This is a genomic window from Streptomyces sp. DSM 110735, from assembly GCF_016482685.1.
Lineage (GTDB): Bacteria > Actinomycetota > Actinomycetes > Streptomycetales > Streptomycetaceae > Streptomyces.
In genome coordinates, this window is sequence record NZ_JACYHF010000003.1 from 248,452 (window position 1) to 269,534 (window position 21,083).

At 73.3% G+C, this 21,083-nt stretch carries 23 protein-coding genes; 18 read left to right on the plus strand and 5 right to left on the minus strand.

Annotated features, from left to right (window positions below):
- Window positions 1–13 precede the first annotated feature (13 nt).
- On the plus strand, window positions 14–361 hold the full coding sequence (locus tag IF655_RS06525) for a tetratricopeptide repeat protein (protein ID WP_199582846.1): 348 nt from the start codon (window positions 14–16) through the stop codon (window positions 359–361).
- A 105-nt stretch (window positions 362–466) separates the two neighbouring features.
- Window positions 467–1,111 (plus strand): peptide deformylase, encoded by a 645-nt coding sequence (locus tag IF655_RS06530; RefSeq protein WP_199582848.1) that lies wholly within the window; start codon window positions 467–469, stop codon window positions 1,109–1,111.
- Window positions 1,112–1,120: 9 nt separating this feature from the next.
- On the opposite strand, the gene IF655_RS06535 is transcribed toward IF655_RS06530, so the two are convergent.
- On the minus strand, window positions 1,121–2,551 hold the full coding sequence (locus IF655_RS06535; protein ID WP_199582850.1) for an NAD(P)/FAD-dependent oxidoreductase: 1,431 nt from the start codon (window positions 2,549–2,551) through the stop codon (window positions 1,121–1,123).
- A 191-nt stretch (window positions 2,552–2,742) separates the two neighbouring features.
- Between IF655_RS06535 and trxA the strand changes: the two genes are divergently transcribed.
- Window positions 2,743–3,123: a thioredoxin gene (trxA, locus tag IF655_RS06540; protein WP_199582852.1), complete on the plus strand. Its 381-nt coding sequence runs from the start codon at window positions 2,743–2,745 to the stop codon at window positions 3,121–3,123.
- Between the two features lie 48 nt (window positions 3,124–3,171).
- On the opposite strand, the gene IF655_RS06545 is transcribed toward trxA, so the two are convergent.
- The gene (locus tag IF655_RS06545) at window positions 3,172–4,167 is read right to left on the minus strand and encodes a LacI family DNA-binding transcriptional regulator (RefSeq protein WP_242488577.1); all 996 of its coding nucleotides are present in this window, start codon (window positions 4,165–4,167) and stop codon (window positions 3,172–3,174) included.
- Between the two features lie 175 nt (window positions 4,168–4,342).
- Between IF655_RS06545 and IF655_RS06550 the strand changes: the two genes are divergently transcribed.
- On the plus strand, window positions 4,343–5,020 hold the full coding sequence (locus IF655_RS06550) for a TetR/AcrR family transcriptional regulator C-terminal domain-containing protein (protein ID WP_199582856.1): 678 nt from the start codon (window positions 4,343–4,345) through the stop codon (window positions 5,018–5,020).
- A 17-nt stretch (window positions 5,021–5,037) separates the two neighbouring features.
- Window positions 5,038–6,189: an NAD(P)/FAD-dependent oxidoreductase gene (locus tag IF655_RS06555; RefSeq protein ID WP_199582858.1), complete on the plus strand. Its 1,152-nt coding sequence runs from the start codon at window positions 5,038–5,040 to the stop codon at window positions 6,187–6,189.
- Between the two features lie 40 nt (window positions 6,190–6,229).
- Here IF655_RS06555 and IF655_RS06560 read toward each other — a convergent pair whose 3' ends face one another.
- Window positions 6,230–6,910: a TetR/AcrR family transcriptional regulator gene (locus IF655_RS06560; protein ID WP_199582859.1), complete on the minus strand. Its 681-nt coding sequence runs from the start codon at window positions 6,908–6,910 to the stop codon at window positions 6,230–6,232.
- Window positions 6,911–7,015: 105 nt separating this feature from the next.
- Here IF655_RS06560 and IF655_RS06565 point away from each other — a divergent pair, with 105 nt between their 5' ends.
- From IF655_RS06565 to IF655_RS06585, 5 genes are all read left to right on the plus strand, one after another.
- Complete coding sequence (locus tag IF655_RS06565; protein ID WP_199582862.1) at window positions 7,016–7,579, plus strand: NAD(P)H-dependent oxidoreductase; 564 nt, start codon at window positions 7,016–7,018, stop codon at window positions 7,577–7,579.
- 169 nt (window positions 7,580–7,748) lie between these two features.
- Window positions 7,749–8,720 (plus strand): alpha/beta hydrolase, encoded by a 972-nt coding sequence (locus IF655_RS06570; protein ID WP_199582864.1) that lies wholly within the window; start codon window positions 7,749–7,751, stop codon window positions 8,718–8,720.
- Window positions 8,721–8,761: 41 nt separating this feature from the next.
- Window positions 8,762–8,980: a hypothetical protein gene (locus IF655_RS06575; protein ID WP_199582865.1), complete on the plus strand. Its 219-nt coding sequence runs from the start codon at window positions 8,762–8,764 to the stop codon at window positions 8,978–8,980.
- A 140-nt stretch (window positions 8,981–9,120) separates the two neighbouring features.
- Window positions 9,121–10,605 carry a flotillin family protein gene (locus IF655_RS06580; RefSeq protein ID WP_199582866.1) on the plus strand — a complete coding sequence of 495 codons (1,485 nt, stop codon included), beginning with the start codon at window positions 9,121–9,123 and terminating at the stop codon, window positions 10,603–10,605.
- 84 nt (window positions 10,606–10,689) lie between these two features.
- Window positions 10,690–11,136, plus strand: coding sequence for a type II toxin-antitoxin system PemK/MazF family toxin (locus IF655_RS06585; RefSeq protein ID WP_199582867.1), 447 nt, complete (start codon window positions 10,690–10,692; stop codon window positions 11,134–11,136).
- Here IF655_RS06585 and IF655_RS06590 read toward each other — a convergent pair.
- Window positions 11,121–11,987, minus strand: coding sequence for a TIGR02452 family protein (locus IF655_RS06590; protein ID WP_199582868.1), 867 nt, complete (start codon window positions 11,985–11,987; stop codon window positions 11,121–11,123). The genes IF655_RS06585 and IF655_RS06590 overlap by 16 nt on opposite strands.
- Window positions 11,988–12,276: 289 nt before the next feature.
- On the opposite strand from IF655_RS06590, the gene egtA reads away from it, so the two are divergent.
- From egtA to IF655_RS06615, 5 genes are all read left to right on the plus strand, one after another.
- Window positions 12,277–13,590, plus strand: coding sequence for an ergothioneine biosynthesis glutamate--cysteine ligase EgtA (egtA, locus tag IF655_RS06595; protein WP_199582869.1), 1,314 nt, complete (start codon window positions 12,277–12,279; stop codon window positions 13,588–13,590).
- Window positions 13,587–14,921, plus strand: a complete 1,335-nt coding sequence (egtB, locus tag IF655_RS06600) for an ergothioneine biosynthesis protein EgtB (protein ID WP_199582870.1) — start codon at window positions 13,587–13,589, stop codon at window positions 14,919–14,921. Before egtA ends, egtB begins: the two co-directional genes overlap by 4 nt.
- Window positions 14,921–15,709 carry an ergothioneine biosynthesis protein EgtC gene (gene egtC / locus IF655_RS06605; RefSeq protein ID WP_199582871.1) on the plus strand — a complete coding sequence of 263 codons (789 nt, stop codon included), beginning with the start codon at window positions 14,921–14,923 and terminating at the stop codon, window positions 15,707–15,709. The genes egtB and egtC overlap by 1 nt, the downstream gene beginning before the upstream one ends.
- The gene (egtD, locus tag IF655_RS06610) at window positions 15,706–16,665 is read left to right on the plus strand and encodes an L-histidine N(alpha)-methyltransferase (RefSeq protein ID WP_199582873.1); all 960 of its coding nucleotides are present in this window, start codon (window positions 15,706–15,708) and stop codon (window positions 16,663–16,665) included. Before egtC ends, egtD begins: the two co-directional genes overlap by 4 nt.
- A 146-nt stretch (window positions 16,666–16,811) precedes the next feature.
- Window positions 16,812–17,027, plus strand: coding sequence for a dodecin (locus tag IF655_RS06615; RefSeq protein WP_199582875.1), 216 nt, complete (start codon window positions 16,812–16,814; stop codon window positions 17,025–17,027).
- Window positions 17,028–17,071: 44 nt separating this feature from the next.
- Here the strand turns inward: IF655_RS06615 and IF655_RS06620 are convergent, their stop codons facing one another.
- Entirely contained in the window at window positions 17,072–17,566 is a 495-nt protein-coding gene (locus IF655_RS06620; RefSeq protein WP_199582877.1) for a hypothetical protein, read from the minus strand.
- 117 nt (window positions 17,567–17,683) lie between these two features.
- Here IF655_RS06620 and IF655_RS06625 point away from each other — a divergent pair, with 117 nt between their 5' ends.
- The 3 genes from IF655_RS06625 (at window position 17,684) to IF655_RS06635 (ending at window position 21,047) form a co-directional block, all read left to right on the plus strand.
- A complete protein-coding gene (locus IF655_RS06625; RefSeq protein WP_199582879.1) occupies window positions 17,684–17,875 on the plus strand; it encodes an antitoxin in 192 nt (63 codons plus the stop codon).
- A gap of 154 nt (window positions 17,876–18,029) precedes the next feature.
- Entirely contained in the window at window positions 18,030–20,675 is a 2,646-nt protein-coding gene (locus IF655_RS06630) for an excinuclease ABC subunit UvrA (protein ID WP_199582881.1), read from the plus strand.
- A gap of 126 nt (window positions 20,676–20,801) precedes the next feature.
- Window positions 20,802–21,047 carry a hypothetical protein gene (locus IF655_RS06635; protein ID WP_199582883.1) on the plus strand — a complete coding sequence of 82 codons (246 nt, stop codon included), beginning with the start codon at window positions 20,802–20,804 and terminating at the stop codon, window positions 21,045–21,047.
- Window positions 21,048–21,083 lie beyond the last annotated feature (36 nt).

Genomic DNA, 21,083 nt, shown 5'->3' on the forward strand with positions numbered 1-21,083 from the left:
AAGGAGGTCACCAGTGGACACCACGTACTACGACCACGGCACCCTCGCCGAGCGCTGGGAGCGGGCGGGCATGTTCTTCGACGCCAAGGACTACGCGCGCGCCGCGCAGGTCCTCACCGGGCTGGTCGAGGAGGTGCCGGAGCAGACCGCGCCCCGGCTGCTGCTGGCCCGCGCCTACTACCACTCCGCGCAGCTCGGCCGTGCGGAGGCGGAGCTGCGGACCATCGTGGAGCGCGACCCGGTGGAGCACTACGCCCGGCTGATGCTGGGCCGCACGCTGGAGCGTCAGTCCCGCAACGCGGAGGCGGAGCCGCACCTGCGGATCGCGTCCGCGCTGGCGGGCGAGTTCCCGCGGGAGTGAGCCGCGGCTCCGCGCGACAGCGGAACAGTACGTTTTTCCAGGCCCGGCGGGGGCGTTGTCGCCCACGCCGGGCCGGCGTGTGTGCCGCCGTGGCATCCTGACCCGATGTCACTCCCCAGCCATCACCCGCCGTTGGCCGAGCGGGTCGAGGAACTCCTCGCCGCCGACGGTCCGTTGCCCATCGTCACGGCCGGTCACCCGGTCCTGCGCCGCCCCGCCGAGCCGTACGAGGGACAGCTCGGACCCGCCCTCCTGGAGCGCTTCGTCGCGGCGCTGCGCGTCACCATGCACGCCGCTCCCGGCGTCGGCCTCGCCGCGCCGCAGGTGGGGGTGCCGCTGCGGATCGCGGTGGCCGAGGACCCGGCGACGGTGCCCGAGGAGGTCGCGGCGGCGCGGAGCCGGGCGCCGCTGCCGTTCCGGGTGCTGGTCAATCCGTCGTACGAGGCAGGGGGTCCCGGTCTCGCCGCGTTCTACGAGGGCTGCCTCAGTGTGCCCGGCTATCAGGCGGTCGTGGCCCGGCACGCGCGGGTGCGGCTGCGCGGGCAGGACGAGCGGGGCCGGGCGCTGGACGAGGAGGTGTCCGGGTGGCCCGCCCGGATCGTGCAGCACGAGACGGACCACCTGAACGGCACCCTCTATCTGGACCGCGCCGAGCCGCGCTCGCTGTCCACCAACGAGGCGGCGGCGGTCCTGTGGGCCGAGCCGTCGCCGGCGACCGCGGCGAAGGTGCTCGGCTTCGAACTCCCCTGACCGGCGGGGTCAGTTGTCGCGGTACGCCTCAAGCAGCCGCAGCCACACCTCGCCGAGCGTCGGGAACGGCGGGACGACGTGCCAGAGCCGGTCGAGCGGGATCCGCCCGGCGACGGCCATCGTCCCGGAGTGCACCAGCTCGCCCGTGCCGGGACCGACGAAGGTGACGCCCCGCAGGATGTCCTCCTCCAGGTCGACCACCATGCGGGCGCGACCGGTGTAGTCGTCGCCGTAGAGCGAGGCGCCCGCGACCGAGCCGAAGTCCACGTCGACCGCGCGGACCCGGTGCCCCGCCTCCTCCGCCTCGGCGAGGGAGAGACCGACGGAGGCGATCTCGGGGTCGGTGAAGACGACCTGGGGCACGGCGTAGTGGTCGGCGGTGGCCGCGTGCGCGCCCCAGGGCTCGTCCTGGAGCGGGACGCCCGCCGCGCGGGCGGCGATGGCGGCGCCCGCGATCCGGGCCTGGTACTTGCCCTGGTGGGTGAGGAGGGCGCGCCCGTTGACGTCACCGACCGCGTACAGCCACTCGGAGTCCGGCAGGCGCAGGGTGTCGTCCACCTCCAGCCAGGTGCCGGGTTCCAGGTCCACGGTGTCGAGCCCGATGTCGTCGGTCTGCGGGGCGCGTCCGGTGGCGAAGAGGATCTCGTCCGCCTCGATGCGCTCGCCGTCGTCGGTGACGGCCACGACCTTGCCGTTCTCGCGCGTGACGGACGCGACGGACGTGCCGGTGCGCAGGTCGACGCCCGCCTCGGTGAGGGACTTGGCGACCAGTTCCCCGGCGAAGGGTTCCATGCGCCCGAGCAGCCCCTCGCCCCGGACCAGCAGCGTGACCTGGGAGCCGAGACCCTGCCAGGCGGTGGCCATCTCGGTGGCGACGACTCCCCCGCCGACGACGATCAGACTGCCGGGCACCTGCTGGGCGCTGGTGGCCTCGCGGCTGGTCCACGGCTCGACCTCGTCGAGTCCGGGCAGTCCGGGGAGCTTGGCGCGGGTGCCGGTGGCGACGACGACCGCGTGCCGGGCGGTGAGGGTGGTGACCGTGCCGTCCGCGGCGGTCACGGTGACCGTGCGCGGCCCGGCGAGGCGTCCCTGCCCCCGGTAGAGGTCGACCCCGGCGCCCTCCAGCCAGCTCACCTGGCCGTCGTCCTTCCAGTGCGAGGCGAATCCGTCCCGGCGGGCGAGCACGGCGGGCGCGTCCAGCGCCCCTCTCACCGACTCGGCCAGACCGGGCAGACTCCGGGCGTCGGACTGGGCGATGACCGGCCTGAGCAGCGCCTTGCTCGGCATGCAGGCCCAGTACGAGCACTCGCCGCCGACGAGTTCGCTCTCCACCACGGCGGTCGACAGACCGGCCGCGCGGGTGCGGTCGGCGACGTTCTCCCCCACGGGTCCGGCCCCGAGCACCACGACGTCGTACGCGATGGCTTCCGTTTCCGTCATGGGCCCCAGTGTGGTGGGTGGCGGGCGCGGGGGCCACACGGTACGCGCGCGGGTCCGGCGCGTGCGGGTGGGGACCGGCGGGTACGGGTGCGGTTTCTGGGGGTACGGGTGAGATGTGCGCCGGAATAGCCGGACCGAAGGGCGTGTTTGTGCCGAGGGCAGCACCCCCACACCAGGAAGAGGGAGATGCCATGAGCGGCAAGACCGTGGAGCTGACCAAGGAGAACTTCGACGAGACGGTGCAGGACAACGAGTTCGTCCTCATCGACTTCTGGGCGGACTGGTGCGGACCCTGCAAGCAGTTCGCGCCGGTCTACGACAAGGCCGCGCAGGAGAACCCCGACCTGGTGTTCGCCAAGGTGGACACCGAGGCGCAGCCGGAGCTGGCGCAGGCGTTCGGCATCCAGTCGATCCCGACGCTGATGATCGTCCGGGACCAGGTGGCGGTGTACGCCCAGCCGGGCGCGCTGCCCGAGCCCGCCCTCACCGACATCATCGACCAGGCTCGCAAGCTGGACATGAACGAGGTGCGCAAGAACATCGCGGAGCAGGAGGGGCAGGGCCAGCAGTAGCCCGCCAACCCCGGCCGCCGCGAAGGGAGTCGGCCCGCCTGGTGCGGGTCAGCTCGAGTCGCGGTGGATCAGTGAGGCGTCCAGGACCGCGCGGACCCCGGGTTCCCGCCCGGGGTCGCGTACGACGCCGTCCACGAACGCGGCCAGCTCGCGCCCCGAGGGCACGTCCAGGCGGACGGTGCTGAGCCGGGGGCGCAGCAGCCTGCCGAGCATGAGGTCCCCGGCGCCGACGACGGCCACGTCGCCGGGGACGCGCAGTCCCGCGTCCTCCAGCGCCCGCATCAGGAGCATCGCGTACTCGTCGTCGTAGGCGAACACCGCGTCCAGAGCGGGCCACTCCGCCGCGAGCCGGGCGGCGGACGCCTCCGTGTAGGCCAGCGGGAGTTCGGTGACGGTGGCGTCCGTGCCGCGCAGCGCCTCGCGCACGCCCGCCAGGCGCGGACGGGAGAAGACGTCCAGGCCGCGTTCCTCCGGGACGACCACCCCGATACGGCGCCTTCCTCTTGCGTGCAGATGCGCGCCCGCCCGCCGTCCGACCACCGCGTGGTCCATGAGCAGGGCGTGCGCTCCCTGGACGCGTCCGGGACCGAGGGTCACCACGGCGCGGGCACCGGCGCGCTTGAGGAGCGCGACGCCCTGCGGACCGGGTCCGGTGCCGGGGATCAGGACGGCGACGGGTCGTAACTCCGCCCAGGCGCGGGCGGCTTCGTCGCCCTGGAGGCCGAGGGTGCCGTACTGGACGACGGTGTAGTCGAGGCGGCCGAGGGCGGACTGCAACTCCCCGAGGTGGCGGCTGTGGAGCGGGCCGACCGGGACGGCGGGGGCGGGCATCACGACCATGCGGCTGTGCCCGGCGCGCAGGGTGCGGGCGGCGGCGTGCGGGACGTAGCCGAGTTCGCGGGCCGCCTCGTGCACCCGGCGGCGCGTGGGCTCGCTGATGCGGACGGCGCCGGTGTCGTTGAGGACGTAGGACACGGTCGCGCGGGAGACTCCGGCCAGGCGGGCGACGTCGGCGCTCGTGGGCGTGTTCGGTATCTGCACCATGACGCAACGCATCCTGGCAGAGCCGCCGGTGACCGCTCCGGGCGGGGCGAGGTCGTACAGAACCGGACGAGAAGCGGGGCGGAAGCATCAGATGCGTGCCGGATTCTTTCGGCGTGGGACGAACACGTTCGCTACGAACTTGTTCGTGACGAACATGTTCGTTACGCTGCGGTCCATGCCCGCTTCTCCCCAGGACTCCCCCCGTTCCCGCCGTGAGCGCCCCGCGAAGCCCGCGCTCAGCCGTGCGGTCATCGTCGCGACCGCCGTGGCCGTGATGCGCGCCGAAGGGCTGCGCAAGGTGACCATGCGGCGGCTGGCGCAGGAGCTGGACACGGGTCCCGCCTCGCTGTACGTCTACGTGCGCAACACGGACGAGCTGCACGCCGCCGTCCTGGACGAACTGCTCGGCACCGTCCCCCCGGCACCGGCCGGGGGCACCTGGCGGGAGCGCCTTGAGCATGTGCTCGTCGCCTGTACCGGGATGCTCCTCGCCCACCCGGAGCTGGCTCGCGCGGCGATCACCGCCCGGCCGCGCGGACCGCACTACCTGAACCTGATCGAGACCCTGCTCGCCCTGCTCGACGAGGGCGGGGTGCCGCGCGCCCAGGCCGCCTGGGGTGTCGATCTGCTGCTCCAGCACGCCGTCGCGACCGCCGCCGAACACGCCGGGGGCGACGACCCCGCGGAGTGGGAGGAACTGATCGGCGTCCTGCGCCGGGCAGCCGACGACCCCACCCGGCCGCACATCGCGGCCGCCGCCCACGCCCTGCTCTCGGGCACGCCCGAGCACCGCCTGTCGTGGGCCTTCCAGACCCTGATCAACGGCATCGAGCGCACCGCCGTACCCGAGTGAGCCCCCAGGAGAGCACCATGACCGCATCCGCTTCCGTACCCCACCACCCGATCGCCGTCGTCGGCGCCGGGCTCGGCGGGCTCACGCTCGCCCGGGTGCTGCACACCCGCGGCATCGAAGCCGCGCTGTTCGACCTCGACGCCTCGCCCGAGGCGCGCACGCAGGGCGGGATGCTCGACATCCACGACGACTCCGGGCAGCAGGCGCTGCGCGCGGCCGGTCTGCACGACGCGTTCCTCGCCCGCGTCCATCGGGGCGGCGAGGCGACCCGCGTCCTGGACCGGCATGCCCGTGTGCACCACGACGCGCCGGACGACGGCGAGGGCGGTCGCCCCGAGATCGACCGGGGCGACCTGCGCGATCTGCTGCTCGGCTCGCTGCCCGAGGGCACGGTCCGCTGGGGCGCGAAGGTGACCGGCGCGCGCCCGCTCGGCGACGGGCGGCACGAGGTCACCCTCGCGGACGGCGGCGTCTTCACCACCGGGCTGCTGGTCGGCGCGGACGGCGCCTGGTCCCGGATACGCCCGCTGGTCTCGGACGCGGTGCCCGTCTACACCGGGATGTCCTTCGTCGAGACGGACCTGCCCTCGGCGGACGAGCGGCACCCGGTGAGCGCCGGGGTGATCGGCGGCGGGATGCTGTTCGCGCTGGGCGCGGGGCGCGCGTTCCTCGCGCACCGCGAGACGGACGGCGGTCTGCACGTCTACGCGGCCGTCGAGGCGCCCGAGGACTGGCTCGACGGCATCGACTTCACGGACACCGAGGCGGCCAAGGCGGCGGTGCTGAAGGAGTTCGACGGCTGGGACGACACCCTGAAGGCGCTGGTCGCGGACGCGGAGGGCGCGCTGGTGCCGCGTCGCATCCACGCCCTGCCCGTCGGTCTGCGCTGGGAGCGCGTCCCCGGCGTCACCCTGCTCGGCGACGCCGCCCATCTGATGTCGCCGTTCGCCGGTGAGGGCGCCAACCTCGCCCTCCTGGACGGCGCCGAACTGGGCCTGGCGATCGCCGCGCACCCCGGCGACACGGAGGGCGCGCTCGCCGCCTACGAGACGGAGATGTTCCGGCGGGCGGAAGCCTCCGCGACCGACTCCGCGCGGCAGGGACGGCTGCTGTTCCGCGAGGACTCCGCTCAGGTGCTGACGGCGATGTTCACGGGGGCGGAGGGGTAAGGAGCCGCGGAGTACGGGGGTGCGGGGCTGGAACTCGTGTTCAGCCCCGCTGTCCCGTCAGCCGGTCGACCAGGTCCAGCCAGCCCTTCTCCAGCCGTTCCATCGGCATTCCGCACTGGCGGGTCAGATGGTGGATGAGGGCGGGGTCGAGGTAGGCGAGGAGCGGCTGGGCGAGCAGTTCGCAGTCGGCGTCGGGGACGAGCCTGCGCAGCAGCATCGTGACGTGGGCGCGCAGCGCCTGCGCCGAGGGGTGCTTGTAGCGGCGGCCGGGGTCCGGCTGCGCCGCCAGTTGCAGGTCGAGCTGCTCCGCCGAGCGGTAGAGGACGGCCACGCCGAAGGCGCGCAGCCGCTCCAGGGGCGGGGCGCCGGGACCGAGCGGGGGCGGTCCGGCGAGGAAGTCCTCCTGGAGCGTGCGCGCGGAGTGGTCGAGCAGCGCGGTCAGCAGTCCGGTGCGGTCGCCGAAGCGGCGGAACACGGTGCCCTTGCCGACCTGGGCCGCCGCCGCCACGGCCTCCATGGTCACCCCGGCCGCCCCGTGCTCGGCGATCAGCCGGGAGGCAGCCTCCAGCAGGCGCGCCCGGTTGCGGGCCGCGTCGGCGCGCAGGCAGGGCTCGTCGCCGACCGGGGCGGGGCCCACCTCCAGCAACTGGGGTGCGTCGACGGGCTCCTCGGGCTGCGGACAGGGCGGCAGAGCGCTGGACATGAAGACAGCGTAAAGCATGGGGAACAAAACTGGACCCTGGTCCGGTTAGGGTGGTAGAAACTTAAACGGACCTCGGTCCGGATCGTTTCAAGCGTGTTTCAGCCACCCCCTTGGAGTACTCCCATGTCCGTACGCATCCTCGCGCTCGTCGGCAGCCTCCGCGCCGGTTCGCACAACCGCCAGCTCGCCGAGGCGGCCGCCAAGCTCGCCCCCGAGGGCGCCGAGGTCGAGATCTTCGAGGGCCTCGCCGACGTCCCGTTCTACAACGAGGACCTGGACGTCGAGGGCCAGGTCCCGGCCGCCGCCGCCAAGCTGCGCGCGGCCGCCCAGAGCGCCGACGCGTTCCTGCTCTTCGCCCCCGAGTACAACGGCACCATCCCGGCCGTCCTGAAGAACGCCATCGACTGGCTGTCCCGCCCGTACGGCGCCGGCGCCTTCACCGGCAAGCCCGTCGCCGTCATCGGCACCGCCTTCGGCCAGTACGGCGGCGTGTGGGCCCAGGACGACGCCCGCAAGGCCGTGGGCATCGCCGGTGGCAAGGTCATCGAGGACATCAAGCTCTCGATCCCCGGCTCCGTGACCCGCTTCGCCGAGACCCACCCGGTCGACGACGCCGAGGTCGCCGCGCAGCTCACCGAGGTCGTCACGCGCCTGCACGGCAGCGCGGGCGAGATCCTGGCCGCCTGAGCCACAGCAGTCCCGTAGGGGGCCGGAGCCGTAAGGGCTCCGGCCCCTTTCGCGCTGTTCCGGCGCCGCCTCCGAGGCTCCCGCCGCCCCCGACTCGTCCGGCAGGCGCGAAACGGCGGACCATGGGCAGACGGAGACACAGCCCGTCGCGCGAGCCCGAGGAGATCCCATGCGTCCGGAGCCGCCCCCGTTCGACCCGGAACTCGCCCCCGCGCTCGAACCGTTCAAGGACGCCCCGCCCCTCACCCCGGACGGGATCGCCGCCGCGCGGGAGACCGTCGGCGCGCTGCCCCCCGAGCTGATGGACGTCACGCTGGGCGGTGTTTTCACGGCGGAGGACCGTACGGTGCCCGGTCCCGAGGGGGCGCCGGACGTCTCCCTGCTGATCTGCCGCCCCGCCGACGCCGCTCCCGGCGCCCGGCTGCCGGTGATCTACCACGTCCACGGCGGCGGCATGATCCTGGGCAACAACCGGGCCGGGGTGGACGCCCCGCTGCACTGGGCCCGCGATCTCGGCGGCGCGGTGGTGGTCTCCGTGGAGTACCGGCTCGCACCCGAACACCCCTACCCCGCACCGGTGGAGGACGTGTACGCCGGGTTCGTGTGGACCGCGGGGCACGCCGGGGAGCTGGGCGGCGACCCGGACCGGATCGTCCTCGCGGGCGCCAGCGCGGGCGGCGGGCTCACGGCGGCGCTCGCGCTGCTGCTGCGCGACCTCCAAGGTCCGTCCGTCCTCGGTCAGTTGCTGATGTACCCGATGCTGGACGACCGCAACGACACCGGCTCCAGCCACCAGATGGCCGGGGTCGACGTGTGGGACCGCTCCGCCAACGAGACCGGCTGGTCGGCGCTCCTCGGCGAGCGCCGGGGCGGCCCGGACGTCCCGCCGTACGCCGCCCCCGCCCGCGCGAGCGACCTCGCCGGACTGCCCCCCGCCTTCCTCGACGTGGGCTCGGCGGAGACCTTCCGCGACGAGGTGGTGGCGTACGCCTCGCGCATCTGGGGCTGCGGCGGCGTGGCCGAACTCCACGTGTGGCCGGGGGGTTTCCACGGCTTCGACGGTCTCGCGCCGCGCAGCGCGCTGTCCTGCGCGGCCCGCGCGGCCCGGTTCGACTGGCTGCGGCGCCTGTTGGACCGGTAGACCCCGGCCGGAGCGCGGCTCTCCGCGCTTACCCTGTGCGCATGGGCGATGCGTCGTTGGTCGGGCTGATGGGGCGGGTGACCGGGACGGTCGGTCCGGGGCTGGTCGGCGAGGTGATCGTCCGGGTGCGCGGCGGCGCCGAGCACTTCCTCGCGTACGCCGCCGAGAGCGGCGTCCGGATCGAGCCCGGCACGGTCGTCATGGTGGTGGAACACCTGCCGCCGCGCACGGTCTACGTCACGCCCGCGTACGACGGTTGAGCGCGCCCCGTCCCAGGTGAGAGCCTTGTTCGTCAAGATTGCGACAAGGCTTGGCCGGGGTCTTCTCCCCGCACCCGCGCAGGTGCACACTCCCTTCGTCCGGTGCCGTCAAGGGCACCAAGTCAAGGGGGCGTTTGCCGATGATCGTCGGCGTCGTTGCGGGGGTGGCGGTTGCCGCCGTCCTCGTACTGATCGGTCTGTTCAAGATGATGTGGCGGGTCGCGGAACCCAACGAGGCCCTCATCATCTCGGGGTCCAGACACCGCACCGAGGGTGTCGAGGAGGGCATGGGCTTCCGCATCGTCACGGGGCGCGGCACGCTCGTCCTGCCCGGCGTGCAGGCGGTGCGCAAGCTCTCGCTGGACCTGAACGAGACCGAGTTGCACGTGGACTGCGTGACCCAGCAGGGCATCCCGCTGAAGGTGCGGGGCGTGGTCATCTTCAAGGTGGGCGACGACTATGTGTCGGTCGCCAACGCCGCCCGGCGTTTCCTGGATCAGCAGAAGCTGATGTCGGAGCGGGTGCACAACGTCTTCGCCGGTCATCTCCGTTCCATCGTGGGCGGGTTGACGGTCGAGGACATGATCCGCGACCGGGAGAAGCTGACCGGTCAGACGCGGGCCGCCTGCGGGACGGAGATGGAGAAGCTGGGTCTGATCGTGGACTCGCTCCAGATCCACGAGATCGAGGACCCGACCGGGTACATCCAGAACCTGGCGATGCCGCACGCCGCCGCCGTGCAGCGCGACGCGCGCATCGCGCAGGCGGAGGCCAACCGGCTGGCCACCGAGGCGGAGCAGCAGTCGTACGCCCGGATGGCCGAGGCGACCCGGGACAGCGAGATCCTGCAGGCCGGTTACCAGGCCGAGCGGGACAAGGCGGCGGCGAAGGCGCGGCAGGCCGGGCCGCTCGCGGACGCGGCCGCGCGGCAGGAGGTCGTGGTCCAGGAGACCCGGGTCGCGGAGCTGGAGGCGGACCGCCGCGAGCAGCAACTCCAGGCGGACGTCCGCAAGCCCGCGGACGCCAAGGCGTACGAGAAGCGGACGCTGGCCGAGGCGGAGCGCGACGCGCGGATCTCGGCCGCCCAGGCCAAGGCGAAGGAGACGGAGCTGGCGGCAGCCGCCGAGGCGACCCGGGTCAAGACCGCCGCCGGAGCCGAGGCAGAGGCCACCAAGAGCCGGGGCGCCGCCACCGCGTCGGCCACCCGCGCGACCGGTGAGGCCGAGGCAGCCGCCGCGCAGGCGAAGGGTCTCGCGGAGGCCGAGGCCGCCCGCGCCAGGGGTCTCGCCGAGGCGGAGGCCATCAAGGCGCGCGCCGCCGCCCTGGCCGAGAACCAGGAGGCGGTCGTCGCCCAGCAACTGGCCGAGAAGTGGCCGGAGATCGTGCGGGCGGGGGCGGACGCGTTCGGCAACGTGGACAACATGGTGCTGCTCAACGGTGCCGACGGCATGGGCGAGTTGTTCGCCAAGGCGCTCACCATGGGCGGCACGGGTCTGGGGCTCGCCCGTCAGCTCCTCTCCGCGATGGACCACAAGAGCCAGGAGCCGGGCGCCGGTTCACCCTCGGTCAACGGGGTGACGGCGACACGGGTTCCGGTGGAGGTGGACAAGGGGGAGGACAACTGACCGACGGGCGGCGGCCGTAGCCCTCAAGGGGGTGTGAACGGCCGCCGCCTTTCGCGTTGTTGCAGTTCGGCTAGGGTGCGGGGCGTGAGCACGTTCATCGATGACAACGTTCCCGGCCGTCACGGCCCCCACGCCACCACCGAGGCCGACCCGCGCGAGATCGGCCGGGTGCGCACCGAGTACTCCCCCGCCCACGACGGCGACCCCGATCCCGGCGAGATCGTCTGGACCTGGGTGCCGTTCGAGGAGAACGACGGCCGGGGCAAGGACCGCCCCGTGCTGGTCGTCGCGCGGGAGGCGGCCGGCACCTTCCTCGCCGTGCAGCTCTCCAGCAAGCGGCACGACAACCACCGCGACTGGGTGGCGATAGGCCAGGGTCCCTGGGACCGCACCGACCGCGACTCCTGGGTGGCCGTCGACCGGGTGCTGCGGCTGCACGAGGACGGGATGCGCCGCGAGGCGTGCGCGCTGGACCGGATGCGGTTCAACCTGGTCCGCCAGCGGCTGTACGAGCGCTACGGCTGGACCTGAGCCACCGCGGGTGACGGTCCGGGGCGCGTCTCGGCGGCGAAGACCCGCGCGAAGGCGCTCCGCACCGTCGCCCCGGTGGTGCGGTCCAGGACGCCGAACACCACGTGGTCGAAGGTCCCGGCGAACCGCCCGCCGGTCACGAGCAGGGTGCGGAAGGCGGTCGCCACCTGCTCCGGGTCGTTCTGGAAGACGCCGCAGCCCCACGCGCCGAGCACCAGGTGCCGGTAGCCGTGGGCGGCGGCGGTCTCCAGGACCCGCTCGGCCCGCACCGCGAGGGCGCCCGGGATCTCGCCGGTCCGCTCGGGCACCCGGCGCCGGATCACGCCCGCGTTCGGGGCGGGCGAGGTGAGGAAACCGGCCGTGTACGGCTCGGTCAGCAGGCGCCCCCGGTCGTCGCGGAAGACCGGCACCGCCGGACTGTGGATCACCCGGTCGGAGTAGAAGGGGTCACGGTCCGCCCGGTGGTGCTCGTAGTACCCCCGCGCCCGGAGCAGACAGGTGTACAGCGCGGAGGCGCGGCACAGGGCTTCCTCCTGCGCCTGGGCGCCGCCCAGATAACCGCCGCCGGGATTGCGGGCGGAGGCGAAGTTGAGGACGGCCACCGAGGCTCCCGCACCGGTCAGGCGCCGGGCCGCTTCCAGGCTGCTCTCGCCCGTGACCTCGAAGAACGTGTCGCTCCCCGCCTCCCGTGACGGCACCTCGACCGGCTCAGGACCGTACAACCGCGTTCCGGCGCGGGCGGTCTCGATCAGGTCCGCGAGCGGCACCTTCCGGCCGTCCGGCAGCGGGTACTCCCCCTCGGCGACGATCCGCTCGGTCTCCGTCGCCACCCCGCGCAGGCGGGCGCTCACGGCGCCACCCCCGTACGCGCCGTGACCGCCGCCCGCGCGGCCTTCCCCGTCGTGCTCATACGGTCATCCTGAGCGATGCTGTTCCCGCGGTGCAACGGAGTTTCCGGGGCGCCGCGCCCCCGAACCGGACGGGAGGAAACGCGCGAGGAAGCGGAGATGACCGATCCCGAACGTCCCGTAGGGCACCCTTGTGCGATTCGGTTCGAGGGTCTTGGGTGGGACGAGGCCCGCCCGGCACACCGGAGGCCGGGCAGGCGGCATGGTGGAATCCCCACAGGAGTATCCCGACATGTCTGACTCGCTGAGCGACTGCGGTGACTGTACGGATCACCGCACCGCGATCACCGAAGCCGAGGTCGACGCCCTGATCCGGGGCATCTGCTTCAAGACCGGTCCGCCCCGCACGCTCGGGGTGGAGGTGGAGTGGCTGGTCATGGACCCGAGCCGCCCCCACCACCCGGTCCCGTCCGAACGCCTCGCGTCCCTCTACGCCACCCTGCGTCCCGTCCCCCTGCGCTCGGCGCTCACCGTCGAGCCCGGCGGCCAACTGGAGCTGAGTTCGCCGCCCGCCGGTTCACTCATGGAGTGCGTCGGCACCGTGTCCGCCGATCTCGACACCGTCCGCGCGGTCCTCGCCGACGACGGTCTCGCCCTGGTCGGCCTGGGCCATCACCCCTGGCACACCCCGTCCCGCTTCCTGCGCGAGGCACGCTACGACGCCATGGAGGCGTGTCTGGACCGCACCGGCCCCGCCGGGCGGCACATGATGCGTGCCTCGGCGTCCGTGCAGGTCTGCGTGGACGCCGGGTACGAGGAGCCGGGACCGCTGGGTCACGAACAGCGCTGGTGGCTGGCGCACCGGCTCGGTCCCGTCCTGGTCGCCGCGTTCGCCAACTCGCCCCTGGTCGACGGGCGTCCGAGCGGACACCGGTCCGTCCGGCAGTCGTACTGGGCGGGGATCGGACCCGGCCGTGCCGGTGCCCCCTCGACCGACGGGGAACCGCGCGCCGACTGGGCCCGGCACGTGCTGGACTCCCCCGTCATGTGCGTCCGCGGCGACGACGGGCCCTGGGAGGTGCCCGAGAACCTGACCTTCCGCGAGTGGACCCGCTCGCGGTCCCCGCGTCCGCCCACCCGGGCGGACCTCGACTACCACCTGACCACCCTGTTCCCGCCGGTCAGACCACGCGGTCATCTGGAGCTGCGCATGATCGACGCGCAGCCCGGGGACGACGGCTGGATCGTGCCGCTCGCGGTGACGGCGGCGCTCTTCGACGACCCGGAGGCCGCCGAGGCGGCGCACCGGGCGGTGAAGCCGCTGGCCGAACGCGCCCTCGACCTGCCCGCGCCGCACAACCCGCTGTGGGCGGACGCCGCCCGGCTCGGACTCACCGATCCGGGGCTGCGCGAGGCGGCCGTCGCCTGCTTCACGGCGGCGCTGCGGGCGCTGCCCCGGCTCGGCGCCGAGCCGGAGGTCGTGGCCGCCGTCGCCGGGTATCTGGACCGCTATGTCGCCCGGGGCCGCTGCCCGGCCGACGACCTGCTGGACGGCTCGGACGGCATCGACCGTCCGGCCCACGGGAGGAAGGACACGCCCTCATGACCGCCCAGGAGACCGGGACGCCCGAGGTCGCCCCCGAGACGCTGCGCGCCCGAGCGCTCGCCTCGCTGGTCACCGCCCGCGCCCGCACCACGCTGCTGACCACCTGTGTCGAGGACCCCGACCTGACCGCCCAGGTCTCGCCGCTGATGTCCCCGCTGGTGTGGGACCTCGCCCACATCGGCAACCAGGAGGAGCAGTGGCTGCTGCGGGCGGTCGGCGGCCGGGAGGCGATGCGCCCGGAGATCGACGGCCTGTACGACGCCTTCGAGCATCCGCGCTCCGAGCGTCCCTCGCTGCCGCTGCTGGCACCCGAGGAGGCGCGCGCGTACGCGGCCGAGGTGCGTGGCCGGGTCCTCGATCTGCTGGAGGGCGCGGACTTCGAGGGCGACCGGCTGACCGAGTCGGGCTTCGCCTTCGGGATGATCGCGCAGCACGAACAGCAGCACGACGAGACCATGCTGATCACCCATCAGCTCCGCACGGGTCCCCCGTCGCTGACCGCCCCCGACCCGGACCCGGTGCCGCCCTTCACCGGTCCGCCCGAAGTCCTGGTCCCCGGCGGTCCGTTCACCATGGGCACCTCCACCGAGCCCTGGGCGCTGGACAACGAACGCCCGGCGCACACCCGCAAGGTGGACCCCTTCTGGATCGACACCACGCCGGTGACTAACGCGGCGTACCGGGCGTTCATCGAGGACGGCGGGTACGGCACCGAGCGCTGGTGGAGCCCGGAGGGCTGGGCGCACATCCGGCAGCACTCGGTCACGGCGCCGCTGTACTGGCACCGGGACGCCGGGCAGTGGCTCCGGCGCCGCTTCGGCGTCACCGAGCCGGTGCCGCCGGACGAGCCGGTGCTGCACGTGTCCTGGTACGAGGCGGACGCGTACGCCCGCTGGGCGGGGCGGCGGCTGCCCACCGAGCCCGAGTGGGAGAAGGCGGCACGGCACGACCCGGCGACCGGGCGCTCCCGGCGTTTCCCCTGGGGCGACGCCGACCCGACCGCCGGGCACGCCAACCTGGGCCAGCGGCATCTGCGCCCCGCGCCCGCCGGAAGCTATCCGGCGGGTGAATCACCGCACGGCGTACGGCAGTTGATCGGTGACGTGTGGGAGTGGACGTCGAGCGACTTCCTGCCGTACCCGGGGTTCACGGTGTTCCCGTACAAGGAGTACTCGGAGGTGTTCTTCGGACCGGAGTACAAGGTGCTGCGCGGCGGTTCGTTCGCGGTGGGGCAGGTGGCCTGCCGGGGCACGTTCCGCAACTGGGACTATCCGGTCCGGCGGCAGATCTTCTCCGGGTTCCGCACCGCCCGCGACGCGGAGTCCGCCTGATGTGTCGTCACCTCGCCTATATCGGACCCCAGTTGCCGCTCGGCGCGCTGCTGGTGGAGCCCGCGCACAGCCTGTACCGGCAGGCGTGGGCTCCCCGGCGGCAGCGCAACGGGACGGTGAACGCCGACGGGTTCGGGGTGGGCTGGTACCCGGCGGACGATCCGGTCCCGGCCCGCTACCGGCGCCCCGGACCCATCTGGGCGGACCCGTCCTTCGCCGACCTCGCGCGGGTGATCCGCGCGGGGGCGGTGCTGGCGGCCGTGCGGGACGCGACGCTGGCGGGCGCGGACGGCGAGGCCGCGGCGGCGCCGTTCGCGAACGGGCGGTGGCTGTTCAGCCACAACGGCGCGGTGGCGGGCTGGCCGGACTCGGCAGCCCCGCTGGTGCCGACGCTGCCCCCGGTGGACCTGCTGTCGATGGAGGCACGCACCGACTCGGCGTTCGTCTGGGCGCTGGTGCTGCACCGGTTGCGCGGGGGCGCCGAGCCGGGAACCGCCCTCGGCGAAACGGTTCGCCAGGTCGCGGAGGCCGCCCCCGCCTCCCGGCTGAACCTGCTGCTGACCGACGGCACCACGATCGCGGCGACCGCCTGGGGCGACAGCCTCTGGTACCGCACCGGTCCCGGTGACGCGGTGACCGTCGCCTCCGAACCGTACGACGACGACCCCCACTGGCGGGAGGTCCCCGACCGCACCGTGCTCACCGCGAGCCGGGGCACCGGAGTGCAGCTCGCTCCGGCCGGGAACCCCATGTCCTCCCCCACCGCACCGAAGGAGCCCTGTACGTGAGCCTGCACGTCACCCGCACCCTCCCCGAGGACGCCACCGGCGCCGCGCTGCGCGCCGACGTCGTGGACGGCCTGACCCGGACCCCCAAGTCGCTGCCGCCGAAGTGGTTCTACGACACGCGCGGCAGCGAACTGTTCGAGCTGATCACCGACTTGCCGGAGTACTACCCGACGCGCGCCGAGCGGGAGATCCTGCGCGACCGCTCCGGGGAGATCGCGGCCGCGAGTTCCGCGCGGACCCTGGTCGAACTCGGTTCCGGCTCCTCGGAGAAGACCCGGCATCTGATCGACGCGCTCACCTCCCTGGAGGCGTACGTGCCGGTCGACGTGAGCGAGTCCGCGCTCCTCGGTGCCGGGCAGGCACTCGCCGTGGAGCGCCCGGACCTCGCGGTGCACGCGCTGATCGCGGACTTCACCGCCCCGCTGGAGCTGCCGGACACCCCGGGACCGCGCCTGGTCGCCTTCCTCGGCGGCACCATCGGCAACCTGCTGCCCGAGGAGCGCGCGGAGTTCCTGTCCGCCGTACGCGGGCTGCTCGCGCCCGGCGACGCCCTGCTGCTCGGCACCGACCTGGTCAAGGACGAGCGCGTGCTGCGGCTCGCCTACGACGACGTCGCCGGGATCACGGCGGCGTTCAACAAGAACGTGCTGTCCGTGCTCGACCGCGAACTGGGCGCCGACTTCGACCTCGACGCCTTCGACCACGTCGCGGTGTGGGACGCGCGGCACGAGTGGATCGAGATGCGGCTGCGCTCGCGCACGGCGCAGACGGTCAAGCTGCCCGGGGTCAACATGGTCGTGGACTTCGCCGCCGGTGAGGACCTGCGCACCGAGGTCTCGGCCAAGTTCCGCCCCGAGGGCGTCACCGCGGAGCTGGCCGCCGCGGGTCTTGAGCTGACCCACTGGTGGACGGACGCCAAGGAGCGCTTCGCGCTGTCGCTCAGCGTGGCCCGCTGACGGACCCGCTCTCGCCTTCCGTGCCCGGCGGGCGACGCCTCGCGCGCCGGGCACGGATACGGCACGGTGGAAACGGCGTGACGGACCGGTCGCGCCGGACGTGAGGCACGCCCCCGCGACCTCACGGCGGAGAGGAGCACCCCCGCATGTCGAACCACACCTACCGGGTCACCGAGATCGTCGGCACCTCCCACGAGAGCGTCGACCAGGCCATCCGCAACGGCGTCGCCCGCGCCGACCAGACGCTGCGCAACCTGGACTGGTTCGAGGTCACCCAGGTGCGCGGACGCCTGGAGAACGGGCGCATCGAGGACTACCAGGTGTGCATGAAGGTCGGCTTCCGCCTGGAGGAGCCGAGCTGAGCCGCCGCCCGCCCGCCACCTCCCGCCGACGTCCGGTACTGCCCTCAGGTACGTCCCTCGCGCTCCTGTGCCGCCTCCAGGGCGGCAGAGTGCTCGGCCCAGCGGGCTCGCAGGACGGTGAATCCGGCGCGCTCGGCGTCGTCGCAGACGAGTTCGTCGTCGTCCACGAGGACGCGTACGGTCCCGCTGCGGGCGAGACGGCGCAGGATGTCCAGCTTGGTGACCCGGGCGGGTCTGCGGTCGCCGTCGCGCCGCATGTGCACGGTGCCCTCGGGCAGTCCGTGCGCGGCGAGCCAGTCCGCCGTGTCCGCCCGGCAGCGCTCGGGCCGTCCGGTCAGATAGACGATCTCGCAGTCGCGGGCGGACCGGTGCACCAGCTCGATGCCCTCGGCGAGCGGCGGGTCGGCGGGGGCGGCGGCGAAGAAGCCGTCCCAGTCGCGCGGGCGCCGCTCCAGGAAGTGCTGGCGGTGCGCCGTCGCGGCGAGGGTGTTGTCGAGGTCGAAGACGGCCACGGGCCGCCTGCCGCTGGTCTCTGCCACGCGTCAACCCTAGCCGCGACACGCGCCGGGGAGCGTCCGACCTGGGTCTCAAGATGCGAGGGCGGCCCGGGCCGGTGACCCTGGGAGTGGAAGCCTCAAACGACGAGGAGGGCTGCCATGTCCTTCATGGACAAGATCAAGGGAATGCTCAAGGGCCATGAGGACATGGCCGACAAGGGCATCGACAAGGGCGGGGACTACATCGACCAGCGGACCGGCAACAAGCACCAGTCCCAGGTCGACACCGGGCAGGACAAGCTGAGGGACCAGTTCGGCACCCAGCACCGCGACAACCCGCCGCACACCTGACCGCGCGGCCCGCCAGGCACAGCGTTCCGGAGGCCCCGCCGCCCGCTGACGGGCGGCGGGGCCTCCTTGCGACCCGCGTCGCCCGAGGGGGACGGCTCACCCGGTCGTCCCCCGCCCACGACCCCGTCCACCAGGGCGGGCTAGGTTGGTGACCATGGCACCACGGACCCGACCGACGTCCGCACCGTCGCACGAGGGGGCGTCGCTGGGCGGCCCGCCGGACGCCGGTCACGACGGACTCATCCGGGTCCGGGGCGCCACCGAGCACAATCTGCGCCACGTCGACGTCGACGTCCCCCGCGATCAGGTGGTGGCGTTCACCGGCGTTTCGGGGTCGGGCAAGTCCTCGCTGGCGTTCGCGACCATCTACGCCGAGGCGCAGCAGCGCTACCTCGAGTCCGTCGCGCCGTACGCCCGCAGGCTGATCGACCAGGGCTCGGCACCGAGGGTCGGGGAGATCACCGGGCTGCCGCCCGCCGTCGCGCTCCGCCAGCAGCACAGCGGCGGCAGCACCCGCTCGACGGTGGGCACGGTGAGCCGGGTCTCGAACGTCCTGCGGATGCTGTACTCCCGCGCCGGTACCTACCCGGCAGGGCAGACCCCGGAGGACCTGGCCGGGACCTTTCCCCGGGACGCCGCGCCGCTGGACTCGGACAGCTTCTCGCCGAACACGGCGGTGGGCGCGTGCCGGACCTGTTCCGGGCTGGGGCGGCTGCACACCGTGGACGAGGGCAAGCTGGTCGGCGACGACTCCCTGAGCATCCGGGAGGGCGCCGTCGCCGCGTGGCCCGGCGCCTGGCAGGGCAAGAACTACCGCGACATCCTCGCGGAGCTGGGCATCGACATCGACGTACCGTTCCGTACGCTGCCCGCCGCGCGCCGCGAGTGGCTGCTGACCACCGACGAGCAGCCGACGGTCACGGTGCACCCGGTCCGTGACGCCCACCGCGTCGCCCGCTCCTACCAGGGCACCTACATGAGCCCGCGCCGGTGGGTGCTGCACACCTTCGCCACCTCCAAGGCGGCGCATCTACGGGCGAAGGCAGCCTCGTTCATGACCGAGGAGGTCTGCCCGACCTGCCACGGGAAGCGGCTCAACCCGGAGGCGCTGGCGGTGACCGTCGCCGGACAGGACATCTCGGTGGCCACTTCGATGCCCCTGACCCAGCTCGCGGCGTTCCTGGAGACCGCCCGCGAGCACCCCGACACCCTGGCCCTGCCCGCCGAGCGCCGACAAGCGGCGCAGGCCCTGATCTCCGGACTCCAGGACCAGCTCGGCACCCTGATCGACCTCGGTCTGGGCTACCTCGCCACGGCACGCGCGACCTCCACCCTCTCCAGCGGCGAACTCCAGCGCCTGCACATGGCCACCCAGCTCCGCAGCGGTCTGTTCGGGGTGCTCTACGTCCTGGACGAGCCCTCGGCGGGCCTGCACGCCGCCGACACGGAACTGCTGCTCACCGCCCTGCGACGGCTCAAGGGCGCCGGGAACAGCGTCTTCGTGGTGGAGCACAACGCGCAGGTGCTCGCCTCCGCCGACTGGATCGTGGACATGGGTCCCGGCGCGGGCCGCCACGGCGGACAGGTCCTCTACGACGGTCCCGCCGGGCAACTCGGCCGGGCGGAGCAGTCGGTGACCGCCCGCTACCTCACCGCGAGCGCGCCCGCCGTGCCCGGACCGGAGAAACCCCGCCAACCGGACGGCTGGCTGCGCCTGTTCGGGGTCACCGGTCACAACCTCCGTGATCTGGACGCGAGTTTCCCGCTCGGCACGCTGACGGCGGTGACGGGCGTCTCCGGCTCGGGGAAATCCACTCTCGTACGGCGTGCCCTCGCGGACACCGTGCGCGACCATCTGCACGCCGACGACACCGCGGCGGACCTCGCCCGCAACCCCGCCTCGGTGGAGACCGCCGACGAGGAGGAGGACGGGGTGCCGCCGTGGGCGCTCGCGGAGGACCGTGTGACGGTGCGCTCCGCCGAGGGGCTCGGGAACGTCGACCGGCTGGTGGTCGTGGACCAGAAGCCCATCGGGCGCACCCCGCGCTCCAACCTCGCCACCTACACCGGGCTGTTCGACAGCGTCCGCAAGCTGTTCGCGTCCCAGCCCGCCGCCCGCGAACTCGGGTACACCGCGAGCCGGTTCTCCTTCAACGTGACCCAGGGGCGCTGTCCGCACTGCCTGGGCGACGGGGTGGTCAGCATCGAGCTGCTCTTCCTGCCCACGGAGACCTCGCCGTGCCCGGTCTGCGCGGGTGCTCGCTACAACCCCGGGACGCTCATGGTGCGTTACCGCGACAGGACCATCGCGGACGTGCTGGCGATGAGCGTGGAGGAGGCGCTGGAGTTCCTCCACGACGTGCAACCCGCCGCCCGTATCCTGCGGTTGCTCTCCGACATCGGGCTCGGCTATCTCTCGCTCGGCCAGAGCGCCACGACGCTCTCCGGCGGGGAGGCGCAGCGCATCAAGCTGGTGAGCGAACTGCACCGCGCCCCGCGCGGCCACAGCCTCTACCTCCTGGACGAGCCCACCAGCGGGCTGCACCCCGCCGACATCGATCTGCTCGTCGGGCAGTTGCAGCGCCTGGTGGACGCCGGGAACACGGTCGTCGTGGTGGAGCACGACCTGCGCACGATCGCCGCCGCGGACTGGGTTGTCGACCTCGGTCCCGGCGCGGGCGACGACGGCGGCCGGATCGTCGCCGAGGGGCGCCCCGAGGAGGTCGCACGTCAGGGCGGCACCCCGACCGCCGAGCACCTGAGCCGCCATCTGTCGCTGCGCGAGGCTCAAGATGCCTGATTTGTCGGCATATCTGATGAATGTCGGTAGCATGGAACTGGCCGTGCACTGACCCCCGCGGAGTGTGCACGGTCGCTGACCGAGGGGTGCGGGCAGGACGCTCCCCGACACGGAAGGTGAGCGATCATGACGGGCAAGATGGACGCCTCAGAGGCCGCACGCATCATGGCCGACCCGAACGCCACGCCGGAAGAGCGCTCCGTAGCCGCCAGTGCCCTGTCGGACGCCGAACGTGGCCACCACACGAGCAAGCGGGTCGCCTCCGAGGCCGGCCAGTTGCTGGACGACAAGAACATCACCGAGGACGACCGCTCCGTCGCCGGAAGCGACCTGTCACAGGACCGCAGGCGCGGCCGCAAGGGCGACTCCTGAGCAACGGGCACCCACCGGGTGGACACCGCGTCGCAC

Excerpts from the sequence above, each read along its gene's own strand:
- IF655_RS06530 (WP_199582848.1), top strand. The coding sequence starts at position 467 with ATGTCACTCCCCAGCCATCACCCGCCGTTGGCCGAGCGGGTCGAGGAA.
- IF655_RS06535 (WP_199582850.1), bottom strand. The coding sequence starts at position 2,551 with ATGACGGAAACGGAAGCCATCGCGTACGACGTCGTGGTGCTCGGGGCC.
- trxA (WP_199582852.1), top strand. The coding sequence starts at position 2,743 with ATGAGCGGCAAGACCGTGGAGCTGACCAAGGAGAACTTCGACGAGACG.
- IF655_RS06545 (WP_242488577.1), bottom strand. The coding sequence starts at position 4,167 with ATGGTGCAGATACCGAACACGCCCACGAGCGCCGACGTCGCCCGCCTG.
- IF655_RS06550 (WP_199582856.1), top strand. The coding sequence starts at position 4,343 with ATGCCCGCTTCTCCCCAGGACTCCCCCCGTTCCCGCCGTGAGCGCCCC.
- IF655_RS06555 (WP_199582858.1), top strand. The coding sequence starts at position 5,038 with ATGACCGCATCCGCTTCCGTACCCCACCACCCGATCGCCGTCGTCGGC.
- IF655_RS06560 (WP_199582859.1), bottom strand. The coding sequence starts at position 6,910 with ATGCTTTACGCTGTCTTCATGTCCAGCGCTCTGCCGCCCTGTCCGCAG.
- IF655_RS06565 (WP_199582862.1), top strand. The coding sequence starts at position 7,016 with ATGTCCGTACGCATCCTCGCGCTCGTCGGCAGCCTCCGCGCCGGTTCG.
- IF655_RS06570 (WP_199582864.1), top strand. The coding sequence starts at position 7,749 with ATGCGTCCGGAGCCGCCCCCGTTCGACCCGGAACTCGCCCCCGCGCTC.
- IF655_RS06575 (WP_199582865.1), top strand. The coding sequence starts at position 8,762 with ATGGGCGATGCGTCGTTGGTCGGGCTGATGGGGCGGGTGACCGGGACG.
- IF655_RS06580 (WP_199582866.1), top strand. The coding sequence starts at position 9,121 with ATGATCGTCGGCGTCGTTGCGGGGGTGGCGGTTGCCGCCGTCCTCGTA.
- egtA (WP_199582869.1), top strand. The coding sequence starts at position 12,277 with ATGTCTGACTCGCTGAGCGACTGCGGTGACTGTACGGATCACCGCACC.
- egtB (WP_199582870.1), top strand. The coding sequence starts at position 13,587 with ATGACCGCCCAGGAGACCGGGACGCCCGAGGTCGCCCCCGAGACGCTG.
- egtC (WP_199582871.1), top strand. The coding sequence starts at position 14,921 with ATGTGTCGTCACCTCGCCTATATCGGACCCCAGTTGCCGCTCGGCGCG.
- IF655_RS06615 (WP_199582875.1), top strand. The coding sequence starts at position 16,812 with ATGTCGAACCACACCTACCGGGTCACCGAGATCGTCGGCACCTCCCAC.
- IF655_RS06625 (WP_199582879.1), top strand. The coding sequence starts at position 17,684 with ATGTCCTTCATGGACAAGATCAAGGGAATGCTCAAGGGCCATGAGGAC.
- IF655_RS06630 (WP_199582881.1), top strand. The coding sequence starts at position 18,030 with ATGGCACCACGGACCCGACCGACGTCCGCACCGTCGCACGAGGGGGCG.
- IF655_RS06635 (WP_199582883.1), top strand. The coding sequence starts at position 20,802 with ATGACGGGCAAGATGGACGCCTCAGAGGCCGCACGCATCATGGCCGAC.